The sequence below is a fragment of the Pantoea eucalypti genome (assembly GCF_009646115.1).
Classification (GTDB): Bacteria; Pseudomonadota; Gammaproteobacteria; order Enterobacterales; family Enterobacteriaceae; genus Pantoea; species Pantoea eucalypti.
Genome location: NZ_CP045721.1, coordinates 208,829 through 225,153 on the forward strand (window position 1 = coordinate 208,829; position 16,325 = coordinate 225,153).

Here is a 16,325-nt window from a genome sequence, read left to right on the forward strand (position 1 = left end):
TGTAAGCAAGTTATATACGATGATTTAACATTCAAGCCAAAAAAATTGGCTCTTTAATATAAATACCCTCAGCGCGCGCTCGTAGCCCCGCCACGCCTGCCCGCTTTATGGAGTGGTTTTCATGCACCTGCATGACACAAACAAAAGCCCGCCAGTACTGGCGGGCCGGAGGGTAAACGATCTTTGTGGGATCATGCGGATTCATGCAGCATAGACATGCACATGGCTAAAGCGCGCTGAGATCACTCAAAACTTCGACAACTCTGAGGAATGGCCGTTAGCGTGAAGGTGTTCGATCACTCTTTCCTTAACGATACTGAGCCATTGCGCTGCTGTCATATCCCATCTGTCCGGTGCAAAGTCATACCTGTACCGGTCGGAAAAAACCTTTAGGCCATCAGATTCCTGTTCAAAATCCTGAATATTAGCCAGTAGCATTCTCAGATTGACAGGGTTGGAAGTGGCAAGATATTCATTTAGCAGGTTATCAAAATCACAATCAGGGTCGAAAATATCACAATCCTGACCATAATACGCCACAACGAGATTATCCATCTCGCAAGATTTAGTCATATCAGTATCCATATAACTCCTTATGGCGTAGGAAACGCAGTAACAAGATAATATTGCTTACCATTGAAAGTCGTGGGCCTGATGACTATTCGGACACCATAGGCTTTCTTAACCTCTGCCGCCCCCGCTCAATGTATGTACCGATCGGAAAATTGAACTTGTGCGCATAAACAAGTGTGGTGCGTGCATGTGAATACTTCAAAGCATACTCAATCTGTGTTCTTTTAACAGATAGCACTTCAGATATGACCAGCTCTGCCTGCCTGAGATTTTTGAAGCTACTAGATACATGGGGCGCGCGGGGTTCTGAAAAACGGGCAATCAGTTGTTCCGGTGTCCTTCCTACGTGACGCGCAATCGTATGTCCCAGCACTCCGCCCTCATGCTCAGTCAGCCTGATACGGCCAGAATACACCGAAGCAACTCTTGCAGCACCCGCGGCTGAGGCGAAAATAAAGGGTACGGCAAGATCAACGGTTACCCCTACTTTGTAAGCTGTAGCATAATCCGCCCCTAACTCACCCGCCGCAATTTCAGCTACTACGGCGCCTTCGCCAGCGCGTTTCCCCAGGGTTTGCCGGTGGGTATCGGCTCAGGTTTGCTTTTTACCGGCAGGCAGGGGATGCGCTGACCTTTGCGACCATCACCGATCGCGGACCGAATGCCGACTCGCCTGATAGGGGTAAGAAAGAGTCAAAAATTTTTGTCACGCCAGATTTCGCCCCATTGCTGATGAATATTCGTGTACAGAACGGCAAAGCCGAAGCCACGGATGCCCGACCGTTGCATGACGATAAGGGCAACGTAAACGGATTGCCGTTGCAGGATGGCGTCATCGGAGCAACCAATGAAATCGCATTAAGCGATACGCTGAAAGTGCTGCAGGGAGATAACCGCGGTCTGGATACAGAAGGCATTGCGCCGGATGGGAAGGGCGGATACTGGCTGTGCGATGAGTATGGCCCGTTCCTGATTAACGTTGATGAGCACGGTAAAATTCTGGCGATGCATGGCCCTCAGGCAGCAGACGGTGAAAAATCCATCACGGGCGGACTGCCGAACATACTCAAATGGCGTCAGCCTAATCGTGGTTTTGAGGGAATCACCCGCATGCCAGATGGGCGAATCATCGCTGCGGTGCAGTGCAGAGCACGCTGGATATCGACGGTAAAAGTAAAAAGCAGGCGCGCTTTACACGGCTGGTTAGCTTCGATCCGGCGACCGGAAAAACCGCGATGTATGGTTACCCTATCGACGGCGAGGCTTACAGTAAAAACAGTGATGCAAAAATTGGCGATATCGTGGCGATCGACAATCAGCATCTTCTGCTGATAGAGCAAGGCACCAACAAAAATGACGCGATGCGTAACCTTGTCTACAAGGTAGATTTGCGTCCGGCTACCGAGCTTTCAGCATTTGATAAGCCTGGCGACGGAGTTCGACGACGAGAAAACGCTGGCGCAGCGCGGTATTAAGCTCGCAGCGAAATCGCTGGTGGTCGATTTACGTCAACTCGGCTGGCAGCAGGAAAAGGCCGAAGGACTGGCATTGATCGATAATAGAATGCTGGCGGTCACGAATGATAACGACTTCGGTGTGAAAGCAGTCATGCAAAATCCGGTTGAAGGCAAGAAGCGCAAAGATTATCGGGTGACGGATCAGGGGACACTGACGGTAGATGATAAGCCGGTGGCCACGACAATCGGCCTGAAGCCGCTGAAGAAACCTGAGGTGGATAGCGAGTTGTGGATCGTAACACTGGCGGAACCGCTTAAATAAACGATATCCCTAACCCGGGCTGTGTTCCTTAATTGCATCACCTGCTGTAAAAGAGCCGGATGTAACAGCCCGATTTTAACACCGACAGATATTTCCCGGCCGTTTTGTCACAAGGTGTGGCAGTCCGCTAGTCATTTCTTACCATTCAAATGTTTCTCTGATGCTTTGCGGCGTTAATCTTCATGGGTGAGTTCTGTGCGCCTGGCCGAAACAGAGTAACTTGCAATTGCGAGCGCACTACGGCCATCTGTGAACCTGATGGCATCAGAAAAGTGGTCGTTTGCTGATCGTGCATTTAGTCATCTCAATTTCTCCTGTTAATGATGCTTCCTTAATTATGTATCCCCCGCTTATCAGCGTATGAAGATGAAAAATTTTGAAAACGACATTCGTTCAGAAGTTTTCAAAAGGGTAATGCCTGCAATTGCCTTTCGGGAAATAACTTTGTTTTTCATTGAGTTGAACAGTAATCTCGATGGCTATTATTTATTGTTACATTATAACGTAACTAAAAATGTCGCATATTTGAACCCTTTCTTTAATCTGTCGTCTCAGCAGCAGTAGGTAACTGACTGATTTTAAGAATTTAAGGACGAGGTGCATCATAATGTTTCAAAGGCAGTGGCTAAAGCAATTTTACATGCCAGCATTCATTTCATTTTATATTGGTGTTTTATTAAACACGCCTGTTTTTATCCGCCGTTATAATCAACTGCATTTTGATAATAAACTTGCGATAACTTTCGAAGTTATAGCCGCCTTCTTTTTTGTCATGTCATTAACGCTGCTGATTTCCCTGACAGGAAAAATTCTGACACGCGTACTCCTGACGTTACTTGTTATTTTTTCAAGTGCTGCCAGTTACTACATGATATTTTATAACATTGATATTGGTTATGGCATTATTGCTGCCGTTTTAGCAACTGACTCCTTAGATCTTTCAAAAGAGTCTGTTGGATGGCATTTTATTATCTGGTTAATCTTTGTTAGCATCCTGCCCCTTTGGGCAGTCTGGCGCGGATCGCGTACGCTTCCTGCTTCAAAAAATACAAAAAAGCGCGACTGGTATTGCAGAAGTTCAGTATTTTTCATCGCCGCTTTATGTTGCTGGCTGCCCTTAAATGTCATGGGGAAACTTCAGAACGAACAGGATAAAAAAACCAATCGAATGATGGCGAGTTATGGCGGCATTGTTGCAGGTACTTATTCTCCATCTAACTGGTTGTCAGGCATCGGATTGCTGGCATACAGTTCGCTCAGTCAGGCTGAAGATAATCATAATCTTTTCGATCCTTCCGAACATTTCCGATATGTTGCACCCAAAAAATCAGATGATTTATATATTGTGTTCATTATTGGTGAGAGCGCACGGCGTGACCATATGGGGTTATACGGTTATGCCCGCGATAATACGCCTTATCTCGATCGTGAAAAAAATCTGGTTCACCTGCAGGGTTACTCATGCGATACCTCGACCAAGCTCTCGCTCCGCTGCATGTTTGTCAGAATGGGAGGCGCATCCGAAGCACCACAGCGCACCTTAAAAGAGATGAACGTATTTACGGTAATGAAAAAGCAAGGTTTTACTGAAGACTTATACTCCATGCAAAGTGAGGCATGGTTTTATAACAAGGTCATGGCGGACAGTTACTCGCTCAGGGAATCTATTCAGGCCGAGAAACGTCACACCGGTCAGCCGGTGGATGATATGGCTCTGGTGAGTGAATTAAAGGATTCAATACAGCAACATCCCAAAGGAAAACATATCGTCATTCTGCATACGAAAGGCTCACACTACATGTATACAGAGCGTTATCCGCGCGAATTTGCACGTTTTAAACCTGAATGTCAGGGGATCGATGATGCCTGCAGTACACGGGAGATGGTGAATTCTTATGATAATAGTCTGCTATATATGGACTACTTTATTAAACAGACACTCGATACCCTGAGAGATAAAAATGCTATCGTTTTCTACGCATCAGACCACGGTGAGTCGATTTCTGAGAATATGCATTTTCATGGTACACCACGCGATCACGCACCCTTAGCCCAGCGCACTATTCCTGTGATGGTCTGGGCTTCTGACAAATTCCTTGAGGATAAAGATAACAACGCCTCTTTTGAAAAATTAAGACAACTGCAGGACAAAAAAACACCGGTATTTCATGAAAAGCTATTTGACAGCATTTTAGGTTGCTCTGGATTTACATCACCTGATGGCGGTATTAATCCGTTAAGAAACTGGTGTTCCCATTCGCAGTAAAAGGGTGGTCAGCGCTTATAAGATCTGACTAAAAATGAAATCATTACGAAAAGGTGAACTGAATTATTTCATTTCACCTTTTCTTTTTTGCCTGCGCTCACACTGTTAATACTGCCCGTGATCGCCGGCTCCACAAGGATTCAGAAGCGTCATCTTTCTCAGACTGCTTTTGTGCGTCATCCCCGCAGCAGCACGCCTCAACACAGCCAGCCAGGAAATATCCCGATTACTGTGCTGCCGATCGCGTTATCAGCCATGGCAGCTAAGCTTAGCTGACAATCACCCGGCCGAAAGAGAGTCTACTTCCGGACGCAAGCAGGAGAAGATCATGAAAGCAGTAATTTATAACGGTCCCTATGATGTAAAAGTTAAAGATGTCCCTGATGCGAAAATTGTTCGTCCTACAGATGTCCTTGTCCGCATTACCACCACTAACATTTGTGGGTCTGACCTGCACATGTATGAGGGCCGGACCAGCTTTGAGCAGGGACGTATTCTGGGGCACGAAAACATGGGTGAGGTGGTTGAAATTGGCTCGGGCGTTGAGCGTATCAAGGTCGGTGACTATGTCTGTCTGCCATTCAATATCGGATGCGGTTTTTGCGAGAATTGTGAAAAAGGTCTGACGGGATATTGCCTTACCGCCAATCCGGGTACCGCGGGAGCGGCCTATGGGTTTGCCGAAATGGGCTCCTGGGAAGGCGGTCAGGCGGAACTGCTTCGGGTTCCTTTTGCAGATTTTAACTGCCTCGTGCTTCCGCCTGACGCAGCGGAAAAAGAAGATGACTATGTGATGCTCTCGGACATTTTCCCTACCGGCTGGCATGCAACAGAACTTGCCGGATTAAAGCCCGGCGAAAGCGTTGCCATTTATGGCGCGGGGCCGGTGGGTTTGATGGCTGCACACTCAGCCATCATAAAAGGTGCTTCACAGGTATTCGTTGTGGATACACATAAAGACCGTTTAGCGCTGGCAGAAAAACTGGGGGCAACGGCCATCAATGCTGTTGGTGATGAGGCCGTGCAGAAAATTCTCGACCTGACGGACGGGCGTGGCACCGACTGTGGCTGTGAATGTGTGGGTTATCAGTGCTGTAACAAACATGGCCATGAAGACAATTCAGTCACCATGAACAGTCTCGTTGCGTCAACGAAAGCAACCGGGGGAATCGGTGTTGTTGGCGTATTTGTTCCTCAGGATCCGGGAGCTTCTTCGGACCTTGCTAAAGAAGGTAAGATGCCCTTTGATTTCGGGAGTTTCTGGTTTAAAGGACAGGCAATCCGCACCGGTCAGGCTAATGTCAAAGCCTATAATCGTCAGTTGTCACGCCTGATTCATCAAGGTAAAGCCAGCCCGGGAGACATAATCTCACACCGTCTTTCGCTTGCAGAAGCGCCTGCGGGATATAAGCATTTTGACGACCGCGATGAAGGATGGACGAAGGTTATACTGAAGCCATAACATAAGTTGGCCGGTAAGCAAAAATCGTAGAAATGCTGAAGTGCCGACGGGATATCATTGCGTATCCCGTCATCATATTTTTCTGCAGCAACCAGCCGCTCTGACTCTCGTCAGCCACTTATTAAACAGGCATTCCGTTCTGTTTTTTTTATCATCACATCACATCATGTCGTGTAGCCCTGGAATGCTTCTGTTCTCTGTTTTGAAAGAGACCGGCGCCCTATAACCGGGAGCAGCGTCGGGCCTTGCATTAAATCACCTGCAGCCCATGCCGCTAAAACAAACAATAGAAAATTTAACGATTTATCTCGCTTATATAAGCTGTGATATGGCCGATAACATGACTGTTATTTATTTTTTCTCACCGGGAGCCGTTATGTTAGGTAAATTATTCAAAAAATCACCCTCCGCCGCAGAGGTCATTTCATCCACAGTGCCTGAAGTGTTAATTGAAGAGTTCCAGCCACGTAGTCAGCTACCCGAACGTCTGGACAGCTTTTTGGCCCTGCTGCCAGAAGTGTTATGGATATGTGAGGGTAAAGACATCAACGAGAGCACGACGCTATGGATTTCATCGGCAGCGTCGTTAGGTTTGTCACGCGGAAGCAGTAATACCACGACGCTCTCAGCGCTCTGTTCCCTTGTTCATGAAGAAGATAAAAGCCATTTCAGGCATCTTTTACGAAACACGCAGGCCCCAGTTTCTCGCGACGTAAAGCAAAAATGCCGTTTTAAGACAGCGGGCGGAAGTTATGAGTGGTTTCAGGTGGCGGTAAAACGTGAGCGCAGCCCGGACAGCCAGAGTCAAAGACTGACTGGAATGTTGCTGAACATTAACGATGATGTTGCGCACGAAAGTGAATACGACATCGCCATGACCCGTTTCAACCTGTCACGTGAAATGCTGAATGACGGCCTATGGGATCTTCAGATTATTAATGGTGACCCTTTACATCCGAAAAATGTGTTCTGGTGGTCTCCACAGTTCAGGAAACTGCTCGGATTCGAAACTGTTGAAGAGTTTCCTGATGTGATTGACAGCTGGGCTTCGCGTCTTCACCCGGACGACAGCCATCACACGCTGGATGCCTTTATAAAACACCTTAACGATCATTCAGGCGCAACAGGTTATGACGTTGACTACCGCGTCAAACTCAAAAACGGCAATTACCGATGGTTCCGGGCCCGCGGTCAGACCCGACGCGACAAAGACGGCGTACCTTTGCGGGCGGTCGGTGCCCTGATTGATATCCAGACACTGAAAGACCGGGAAGCTCAGGCTGAGCATGAACGTCAACGAAAACATGAGGCTGCAGCGTCTGTCAGTGAAATTGCTGATTTGGTCTCCGAAAATGCAAATATCGCTGCTCAGATCAAACTCATCTCATTGAACGCCAGCATTGAGGCCGCAAGAGCAGGGGTACAGGGGCGGGGCTTTTCCGTTATTGCCAGTGAAATTCGCGAACTGGCGGACAGAACCGCTGAGATAACCGAAAACATTAGCCGCCTGCAGGTCCGGCTGGAGGCTCTGTCGCATTAAGGAGCCGTCAGGTAACATGCTGTTTTTTTTGTAATGTTGCCGAATATGTCCTTGATCCAGAAATCTTTCCGACGCTTCCATTATCCCGTTGATATTATCGCGCAGTGTGTCCGCTGGTATCTGGCGTACTCACTCAGCCTGCGCAACCTCGAAGAGATGATGGCTGAGCGGGGTATTATTGTTGATCACTCCACACTTCACCGCTGGGTCATCCGCATGGTACCCCGGCTGGACAGGGCGTTTCGCAGATGTAAACGCACAGTGGGTCGTCGATGGCGGATGGATGAAACCTCCATAAAAGTTAAAGGTGAGTGGAAATACCTGTACCGGGCAGTTGACACTGATGGTCAGACTATCGACTTTCTGCTGACGGCTAAACGGGATGCAGCGGCAGCACTACGTTTTTTCCGCAAGGCCATGCGCCACCACGGTGAACCGGAGGTTGTGACCATTGATAAAAGTGGCGCCAATACGGCAGCGTTGACCATACTCAACGCCGGTAAATCAGCAGATGGAAGCATCAGGGTCAGACAGAGTAAGCACCTGAACAACCTGGTGGAACAGGATCACCGAAACATCAAGCGCCGGATACGGCCCATGCTGGGATTCAAATCATTTGGCGAGCGCAGACGATACTGGCTGGCATTGAATTATTGCACATGATACGCAAGGGTCAATTTCATCATTCAGCCAACAGTGAATTGTCACCGGCAGAGCAATTTTATCAATTGGCTGTTTAATAAATCGGCAATGCCACTTTTGCTGACTTGTCTACGCTAATGCGACAGAGCCGTCACAGCGGCGCAGCCATTACCCATGCCTTTCTCATTTCGCTTCTCATAATGGTCGCCTGCCTGACTATCGGGGCAGCACTGTGTACCCGGCTTATCCGGCTCGGATCGCTCCGCGAGCCCGGCCCGCGTATCCCAACGGTAACTAGCAGGCTCAGCTGGCTGCGTTGCAGCGGCCAGCAGATAGACTCTCTGTTTTCACTTAAGTGGTGCACAGCCTATGCATGGGAATCTGATCGCTTCTTCAGTCCGGAACGACAGAAGAGTGGCCACTATTTCAGCAGTCATCGATCAAGCAGACAGGGCAACAGACCCGGTTCGCATTAAGTGAGCAGCAGATGCGCCATCACTGATATCAACCTTACTGACAGGCATCACACACTTATGGAAGGAATTGCGCCGCGAGGCCAGGAGTAATGGTGCATTTCAGAGCCCTGATCGACAACATTGCGTCATCGTCCATTACAGAGCTGGTTAAAAAGCATGCTAAAGCGGGGTTGGTTAAGCTGGCGCAGTAACAAAGCTAACGGGGTGCTTTAATCGGTCAAATGAACTGCACCTCATCAGTCAACAAGGCTTGTAAAAATTTCACAGGATTACGGCCAAAACGCAGTTAAATGGTCTGGTTTTAACAGGCACGTGATGCCTGGACGAAAAAAAATGGGGCCCTGAGGCCCCATGCTACTTAGCGTTTCTTCGGCGTCTGTTATTCAGGCAGGGCGTAAACCACCACCTGATCACCCACCTGATCTTTCAGGATGGTATTACCACCCGCGACAAACGCCACATACTGACGGCCTTTGTACTCGTAGACCGATGGGTTAGCTACCGCAGGGGCTTCTGCCTGATCGGACCATAATTCTTCGCCGCTCTCAACAGAGTAGGCGCGAACTTTTGCATCCATTGAAGCACCGATGAAAATGACGCCACCTGCCGTTACAGCCGGGCCGCCAATCGTCGGGGAGCCCCAGCTTTCTGGCATAAAGAAGCCATACTGCTGTGATGCGCCAACAGGACGACGCCATTTAACGTCACCGGTGTGCATATCAATTGCGACAATTTCACCAAATGGCGGCTGCCAGCACGGCATACCCAGCCAGTTGTTTGCAACCATCAGGCGCAGGCCGTAGGGCGCGCCTTCCTGAGGGGCAAAACCGCTTTCATTGCCGGAACCGTTATCCGCTTTTTCATAATCTTTGCGGCTGTAAAGTTTCACATACTGCACAATGTGAGAGGTGTTAACGATAGCAATCTGTTTTTGTGGATCGAACGCCACGCCGCCCCACTGTACGCCACCGGCACTGTCCGGGTAGGTCAGTGCACCTTCGCCTTTGGTCGTTGGCGGCGTATACATACCCTCATAGGTCAGCTTATCCCACAGTCGTGAACACTGACCAGCACCCACCACATCCGCCAGTTTCCAGATCGCTGGTTTTTTCGACTGATCGAGCAGCGGCGCAGGTTTGGTTGGGAATGGCTGGGTTGGCGAGAGCACTTCACCCTCTACGGATCCATCACCCTGAGGCACCGGTCGCTCTTCAATCGGCCAGACATCCTCGCCGGTCAGACGGTTAACCACAAACAAAAAGCCCTGCTTGGTGGCCTGAATCAGTGCCGGGATCTGTTTACCGTTGACGGTGATATCCATCAGCGTTGGCGCAGAGTTGATGTCGTAATCCCATACATCGTGATGTACCCACTGGCGGGACCAGACAACTTTACCGGTATCAATATCCAGTGCCGTGGTCGAGGTACCTAGTGGAATAGGCGCGGTGCGGTTACCGCCCCAGTAGTTAGGAGACGGCGACGAGACAGGCAGATAGACCAGACCGTGCGCCTCATCGGCAGACATATGCGTCCAGACGTTAGCCGTACCGGTGCGTTTGCGAACCTCCGCCGGAATGGCTTCAAATGTCCATTCACGTTTGCCGGTCTGCGCGTTGACGGCAAAAACGGTGCCTGGAGGGGCTTCAGCATAGGCCCAGTCTTTACCTGCCCAGCCAATCAGAAGATGGTTACCGACAACCGTGGGTGGCTGTAGCACCGACAGCGGGTATTTGGCATTCACAGTGTTCCACTGATTAAGATCTAATATGCCATTTTCCGCAAAATCGCTGCACGGTTTACCGGAATCCGCATCCAGCGCAAAAAGTTTGCCATCCACGGTTCCCATGTAGACGATCTTCTGACAGGCCTGGCCGGCAACCGGATTTTTAGCCTGCCAGTAGGATACGCCACGGTTTTTCAGAACCGGCTGAGTCAGCGCTTTACGGGATGATTTAGTGTCATAGTGCCACTTCTCTTTACCTGTGCCTGGGTCAAGCGCGATCAGGCGATCAAACGGTGTACCGATATAGAGTGTCTGATTGGCAAAAATGGGTGTTGCTGACCAGACGGTAGCGGGTGTATCGCCTTTACCATCGGAGACATCGCCGGTATGAAACTCCCAGACTTTCTTCAGTTTGCTGACGTTGTCAGCGGTAATCTGTTTAAGAGGACTGTATTTCTGCGCATTCAGCTGACCATGAAAGCTGTCCCAGGTGGCAGAGGCGGGCACCAATGGGGTGGCGGGATTATCCGCAGAGAGGACATTTTCTGCACTATGCGTACCGCTTGATGCTTCATCAGTCGTTTTTGTCGTGCCTGGCGACTGTTGATTGGCCGCCTCAGCATCGACTTTTTCGCGCGCGCCCATTGAGGCTTCTGCGGCTTTATCCTGCGCATGGAGAGTGAGCGGCGCAAGCAGCAGCGCCAGTGCCGTCATACTGACTTTCATGAGTGGAGAATAGTGATTGTTTTGCACAGGGGGTTCCTCAGGCGTTGACGCGATGGCGGACGGAGTGATTGTTAAGTGTAATCAGGCCAATCAGGCCAATCAGGCCGATCACCATCGCTGCGGTAATGATGTACTGATGCAGCAGCGCAGCAGCAAAACCGATACCGATCAACAGGAGTAAAGTCAGCACCATTAACGTAATGCGCGCACCACGCCTGGATGCGCCACGCAAAAGAAACGTCAGCAACGCCAGTACTACGCTGGCAATAGCCACACCCAGCGCTCCGATGGTGCCAGTCACGCCGGTCAGTGGTGTGAGCCACGCATACAAAGCGACCGCGAAGCCAATCACGGCGGCGAGTAGCATGAGTAAGCCGCCCAGGCGGGAAGGTTGAGAGTGCATCATACCGGTAAATCCTTTTTGAATTCGATCAGTCATTAAATATGGCGCACTGACGTAATTTTGCGGATTATTTTTCCTGAACCCGGTAAAGGGAACTATTCACGCAATCCACACAACGATTATTGGTCACTAAACCTCCTGTCGGAAGGTGAGCGCCCAACTGTTTTCCCCGTTCTTCTGTCTTTCAGCCCAAAGCGGTCAGAGAGTACGGGTATCGACGCGGAATTGCGCGTCTTGAGAAGGCGTATATGAAAACTATGCTCATCACCACAGTCGTAATCAGTTAATGCAGCCAGCAGTGTTTTATTTCGACAGGAGAAATGATGTTATGCAACGGATAATTAAGACATCGCTGTGCCCAAATACAGGACGTGCAGGCGCATGACATCTTGAATAAAGAGCAGCATAAAGATCAGTAAAGCGCCGGAGTGAAATGGCCGCTGGTGCGAGCGGCCATCATTATTCAGGGAACGCTTTGTATCAGTAACGGTTTACCCATCCGTTGAGCGTGTGAGGTTTTCCCATTGATCTATTTCCCGACCTAATGCGGCGAGATCCTGCCGTACTAACGATAATGCATCACTGCCTAATAACAAATGCCTGGGTGGGTTCTGACTGTTAATTAATGTCAGGATGGCGTGAGCAGCCTTGACGGGATCACCGGGTTGCTTACCACTTTTTTCCTGACGTGCCTGACGAATGGGGTCGAATAAAGCGTCATAGTCCGGGATACTGCGGTCGCTACGCACCATTGAACGCCCGGCCCAATCCGTGCGAAACGAGCCGGGCGCCACGGCAGTCACATGTATATTAAAGGGTGCCAGCTCTTTGCTTAATGTCTCCGATATTCCTGCCAGTGCAAATTTGCTGCCACAGTAATAGCTTATGCCGGGCAGCGTAATGAAACTGCCCATTGAGGTGATATTAATGATGTGTCCACGGCGCCGATGGCGCATTCCCGGCAGGACAGCTTTGATCATCGCGACTGCGCCAAACACATTCACGTCAAACTGCCGTCGCATCTCAGCGAGCGAGGATTCTTCCAGAATGCCCTCATGGCCATAACCGGCATTATTTACCAGGACCTCAATGGGCCCGACGTCGGACTCAATCTCATTGACTACCTTATCAATACGCTCAACGTCCGTGACATCAAGCAGTCGTCCAAAAGCGCGCTGTGCATCAAGCGCCTCAAAAGCCTTTTGGGCTTCGCGGTTGCGCACAGTACCGATGACTTGATGGCCTGCGGCAAGTGCTTCCCGTGCCAGCGCGAGACCAAAGCCACTGCTGACGCCGGTGATTAAAATGGTTTTTGCAGATGTCATAAAAAAGAACTCCCATACAGTGTGAAGGTTGCATGGTATTCTCAGTATCGCCGCATTCTTAGGCCGTATCTTCTCTTTTTCTTGCCTGATTTTATGAGGTGGCGGGATGTCAGGAATCATTTCTCTGGTGAAAACACTTGCGGTGCAGGAGGGATACAACCTCACTGCCTTACCCGATGTGCGCATTTTGCGCTCCGACCGACCGCTTAGGAGAACGCCTGTCCTTTACGATCCGGGCATTGTGATCGTCTGCCAGGGCAGTAAATGCGGTTATTTCGGTCAGCAGACTTATCTATATGATGAGCAGCACTATCTGGCGGTTTCAGTGCCCGTACCCTTTGTGATGGAAACCGACGCGTCGGCAGAACATCCGTTACTGGCGATGTATCTGCATCTGGACTTTCAGCTTGCCGCTGAACTGATGCTGCAGATTGAGAAGCATGGCACCCCGCATCCCTCGGCAGTGCCGCAAAGCATGATGTCGAGCATAATGGATGACAGGGTTAAAACGGCTGTGCTGCGCTTGCTCGAAGTCCTGAATGATCCGCTTGAGGCGGAGATCCTGGGTCCTGCACGCCTTCGTGAACTCTATTTTCGCGTGCTGACAGGCGTACAGGGCAACGCAATGCGTGCCGCGCTGGCCTTACAGGGCCAGTTTGGCAAAATCGGCAAAGCGTTACAGCGCATCCATGCCACTTACGCGGAGCCGTTAACGCTGACACAACTGGCGATGGAGACGGGAATGAGCGTACCGACGTTCCATCATCATTTTAAAGCGATAACCCGGATGCCGCCGATGCAGTATGTGAAATCGATACGCCTGCATCAGGCGCGCATGCTGATGGTACGCCAGCAGATCACCGCGGCCGCCGCGAGTTATGCCGTTGGTTATGAAAGCCCGTCGCAATTTAATCGCGAGTTCAAACGCCTGTTTGGCTTGCCGCCAGCAGAGGAGATAAAACGTATGCAGCGTCATTTTGTTGTCCCGCCTCCGCAGCCAGCGTCGGTATTCATTTCATCGCATTAAGCTTTCTCAGTTTCGCGGAATAGGGCGTGCGGATTGGCACGCCAGTGATCTCATGTGGATTAATGGCCACCCATTATCCGTTCAACCTCTTCAGGTTTGTCATGCACACCAAAACGGTCAATGAGCGTGCGGGTTGCGTCGTTCATGCCCCGGATTTCCACTTTGGCACCCTCGCGGCGGAATTTAATCACGATGCGGTCCAGCGCGTTGATCGACGTAATGTCCCAGAAATGCGCGAACGTTACGTCAATCACCACTCTTTCCTGAGTTTCCTGAAAATCAAAGTGGCGGGTAAAACGATCTGCTGAGGCAAAAAAGACCTGGCCTGTCACTGTGTAGGTTCGGGTATCACCCTCCAGTGACGACCTGACTGTCATAAAATGGGCCACTTTTGTGGCAAAGTTCAGTGACGCAATCAGCACGCCGGTCAGCACACCAAACGCAAGATTGTGGGTTGCCACCACCACGACAACGGTCGCCAGCATTACGATGCTGGTTGAAACCGGATGGGTCCGCAGGTTCGTAATTGATCGCCATGAGAAGGTGCCGATGGAAACCATAATCATCACCGCAACCAGCGCCGCCATGGGTATCTGAGACACCCAATCGCGCAGGAAGATCACCATCAACAGTAGCACCACGCCGGCCGTGAGAGTGGAAAGCCTCCCCCGTCCACCCGACTTCACGTTAATCACTGACTGACCAATCATGGCGCAGCCCGCCATGCCGCCAATAAATGCCGTACAGACGTTGGCAATACCCTGCGCCTTGCACTCGCGGTTTTTATCGCTCGGGGTGTCGGTCATATCGTCCACAATAGTGGCGGTCATCATGGATTCCAGCAGCCCTACAACGGCAAGGCCGGCGGAGTAAGGCAGGATTATCAGCAACGTATCCATGTTCAGTGGAATGTCCGGGATAAGGAACACCGGCAGGCTATCCGGCAGCTTGCCCATGTCGCCTACGGTGCGCACATCTAAATGCAGCCACATGGAGATGGCGGTCAGCACCACGATGCAGACCAGCGGGGAGGGAAGGGTTTTATTGAGGTAGGGAAAGAGGTAGATGATTGCCAGGCCTGCGGCGGTGAGCGCATAGACGTGCCAGGTGACGTTTGTGAGCTCTGGCAGTTGTGCCATAAAGATCAGTATCGCCAGCGCATTGACGAAGCCGGTCACGACCGAACGGGATACGAAGCGCATCAGGCTGCCGAGTTTCAGGTAGCCGGCGAGCAGCTGCAATATGCCGGTCATTACCGAGGCAGCAAGCAGATACTGCAGCCCGTGGTCCTTAACCAGCGTGACCATCAGCAGCGCCATTGCGCCGGTTGAAGAAGAGATCATCGCCGGACGGCCGCCAAAGAAAGCCATGACGATGGGGATACAGAATGCGGAGTAGAGTCCAACCTGCGGATCTACGCCAGCGATAATAGAAAAGGCGATCGCTTCTGGAATGAGTGCGAGCGCGACAACAATACCAGCAAGGACGTCACCACGGACGTTGCCCAGCCAGTCCTTACGCGTCGAGGACAGCAGCATAGTAATTTCTCAGATTTTGAATACAGTCAGCCCGGGAGGGCAAAAAGTTTCAGGTACAAAAAAGCACATCCGCAGACAGGATGTTTTCGAGTGTGCGACTGAGATTACTCAGTGCGACAGGGGAGGGTGAAGACTCAGGGTGGCGTAAGACGCATGATTTTTGAGTTCTCCTTTAAGGCAAAAAGGTGCCTGCAGGACTGAATTTAGCCAGCAGAGACGGTGGAGGCTGCGCTGACGGTGATGTCCGTTCTTATCCGGACAGGCAATCAACTATAAACGAAAGGGATGTGAGGTCAACATTTGAGCGCGCAGAAGGGTGTCGGTGACAGCCGCAGAAACGGGCATGCAGGTACGCGCCATCCGGGGCATAGCACAGTAATATGTGAAACCAGCTGAACAATATATGTGGAATGATGCATGTGTGTTGACGGCACAGAGATAGAAAGTCACACTGTTTTTTTACCCCTGTTATCGGGAGCTCTATCATGCCCCAGCTTTCTCCTCTTCAGCTCTTCAAAGGGCTGTCGGACGAAACGCGTTTAAACCTTGTCCTGCTTTTGCGCGAAAAAGGCGAACTCTGTGTGTGCGAGCTGACGCTTATACTGAAAGAAAGCCAGCCCAAGATATCGCGGCATCTCGCTTTACTCAGAGATACAGGCCTGCTGATTGACAGGCGAGAGGGCAAATGGATTCATTACCGGTTGTCACCTCACATGCCCGCCTGGGCGGCAGCGGTGATTGAACAGGCTTATCTTTGTCAGCGGGATGACATTTTGGATCTCAGCAAGCAGGCTGAACGGGACAACGTGACCACTAACGGCAAATCTGTCTGCATTTAAAAATTT

General features: G+C 50.5%; 12 protein-coding genes and 1 pseudogene. 7 read left to right on the top strand and 6 right to left on the bottom strand.

Annotated features, from left to right (window positions below):
- Positions 1-246 precede the first annotated feature (246 nt).
- Together EE896_RS19820 and EE896_RS22710 are read right to left on the bottom strand one after the other, a co-directional pair.
- Positions 247-585 carry a contact-dependent growth inhibition system immunity protein gene (locus EE896_RS19820; RefSeq protein WP_140915769.1) on the bottom strand — a complete coding sequence of 113 codons (339 nt, stop codon included), beginning with the start codon at positions 583-585 and terminating at the stop codon, positions 247-249.
- A 73-nt stretch (positions 586-658) separates the two neighbouring features.
- Entirely contained in the window at positions 659-988 is a 330-nt protein-coding gene (locus tag EE896_RS22710; RefSeq protein WP_309148311.1) for an RNase A-like domain-containing protein, read from the bottom strand.
- Positions 989-1,108: 120 nt separating this feature from the next.
- On the opposite strand from EE896_RS22710, the pseudogene EE896_RS19825 reads away from it, so the two are divergent.
- The 5 genes and pseudogenes from EE896_RS19825 to EE896_RS19845 all read left to right on the top strand — a co-directional run.
- Positions 1,109-2,352: pseudogene (locus EE896_RS19825) on the top strand (esterase-like activity of phytase family protein); the annotation flags it as partial.
- Between the two features lie 607 nt (positions 2,353-2,959).
- Positions 2,960-4,618: a kdo(2)-lipid A phosphoethanolamine 7''-transferase gene (gene eptB, locus EE896_RS19830; protein ID WP_140915770.1), complete on the top strand. Its 1,659-nt coding sequence runs from the start codon at positions 2,960-2,962 to the stop codon at positions 4,616-4,618.
- Positions 4,619-4,946: 328 nt separating this feature from the next.
- A complete protein-coding gene (locus EE896_RS19835) occupies positions 4,947-6,080 on the top strand; it encodes a glutathione-independent formaldehyde dehydrogenase (RefSeq protein WP_008924432.1) in 1,134 nt (377 codons plus the stop codon).
- A gap of 376 nt (positions 6,081-6,456) precedes the next feature.
- Positions 6,457-7,620 (top strand): PAS domain-containing protein, encoded by a 1,164-nt coding sequence (locus EE896_RS22805; RefSeq protein ID WP_140915771.1) that lies wholly within the window; start codon positions 6,457-6,459, stop codon positions 7,618-7,620.
- 45 nt (positions 7,621-7,665) lie between these two features.
- Positions 7,666-8,360 (top strand): IS6 family transposase gene (locus EE896_RS19845; RefSeq protein ID WP_140915772.1). Its coding sequence is split into 2 segments (ribosomal slippage): positions 7,666-8,239 and positions 8,239-8,360, totalling 696 coding nucleotides; the frame shifts between segments, so codons are not numbered across the junction.
- 757 nt (positions 8,361-9,117) lie between these two features.
- Here EE896_RS19845 and EE896_RS19850 read toward each other — a convergent pair.
- The 3 genes from EE896_RS19850 to EE896_RS19860 form a co-directional block, all read right to left on the bottom strand.
- On the bottom strand, positions 9,118-11,175 hold the full coding sequence (locus EE896_RS19850) for a pyrroloquinoline quinone-dependent dehydrogenase (protein WP_373681453.1): 2,058 nt from the start codon (positions 11,173-11,175) through the stop codon (positions 9,118-9,120).
- Between the two features lie 49 nt (positions 11,176-11,224).
- Entirely contained in the window at positions 11,225-11,593 is a 369-nt protein-coding gene (locus EE896_RS19855) for a hypothetical protein (RefSeq protein ID WP_140915774.1), read from the bottom strand.
- A gap of 488 nt (positions 11,594-12,081) precedes the next feature.
- Positions 12,082-12,915, bottom strand: coding sequence for an oxidoreductase (locus tag EE896_RS19860; protein WP_140034279.1), 834 nt, complete (start codon positions 12,913-12,915; stop codon positions 12,082-12,084).
- Positions 12,916-13,021: 106 nt separating this feature from the next.
- Here EE896_RS19860 and EE896_RS19865 point away from each other — a divergent pair, with 106 nt between their 5' ends.
- Positions 13,022-13,942 (top strand): AraC family transcriptional regulator, encoded by a 921-nt coding sequence (locus EE896_RS19865; RefSeq protein ID WP_140915775.1) that lies wholly within the window; start codon positions 13,022-13,024, stop codon positions 13,940-13,942.
- Positions 13,943-14,001: 59 nt separating this feature from the next.
- On the opposite strand, the gene EE896_RS19870 is transcribed toward EE896_RS19865, so the two are convergent.
- The gene (locus tag EE896_RS19870) at positions 14,002-15,480 is read right to left on the bottom strand and encodes a SulP family inorganic anion transporter (RefSeq protein ID WP_105099632.1); all 1,479 of its coding nucleotides are present in this window, start codon (positions 15,478-15,480) and stop codon (positions 14,002-14,004) included.
- Between the two features lie 485 nt (positions 15,481-15,965).
- Here EE896_RS19870 and EE896_RS19875 point away from each other — a divergent pair, with 485 nt between their 5' ends.
- Positions 15,966-16,319, top strand: a complete 354-nt coding sequence (locus tag EE896_RS19875; protein WP_008924815.1) for a metalloregulator ArsR/SmtB family transcription factor — start codon at positions 15,966-15,968, stop codon at positions 16,317-16,319.
- The last annotated feature ends 6 nt before the right edge of the window (positions 16,320-16,325 follow it).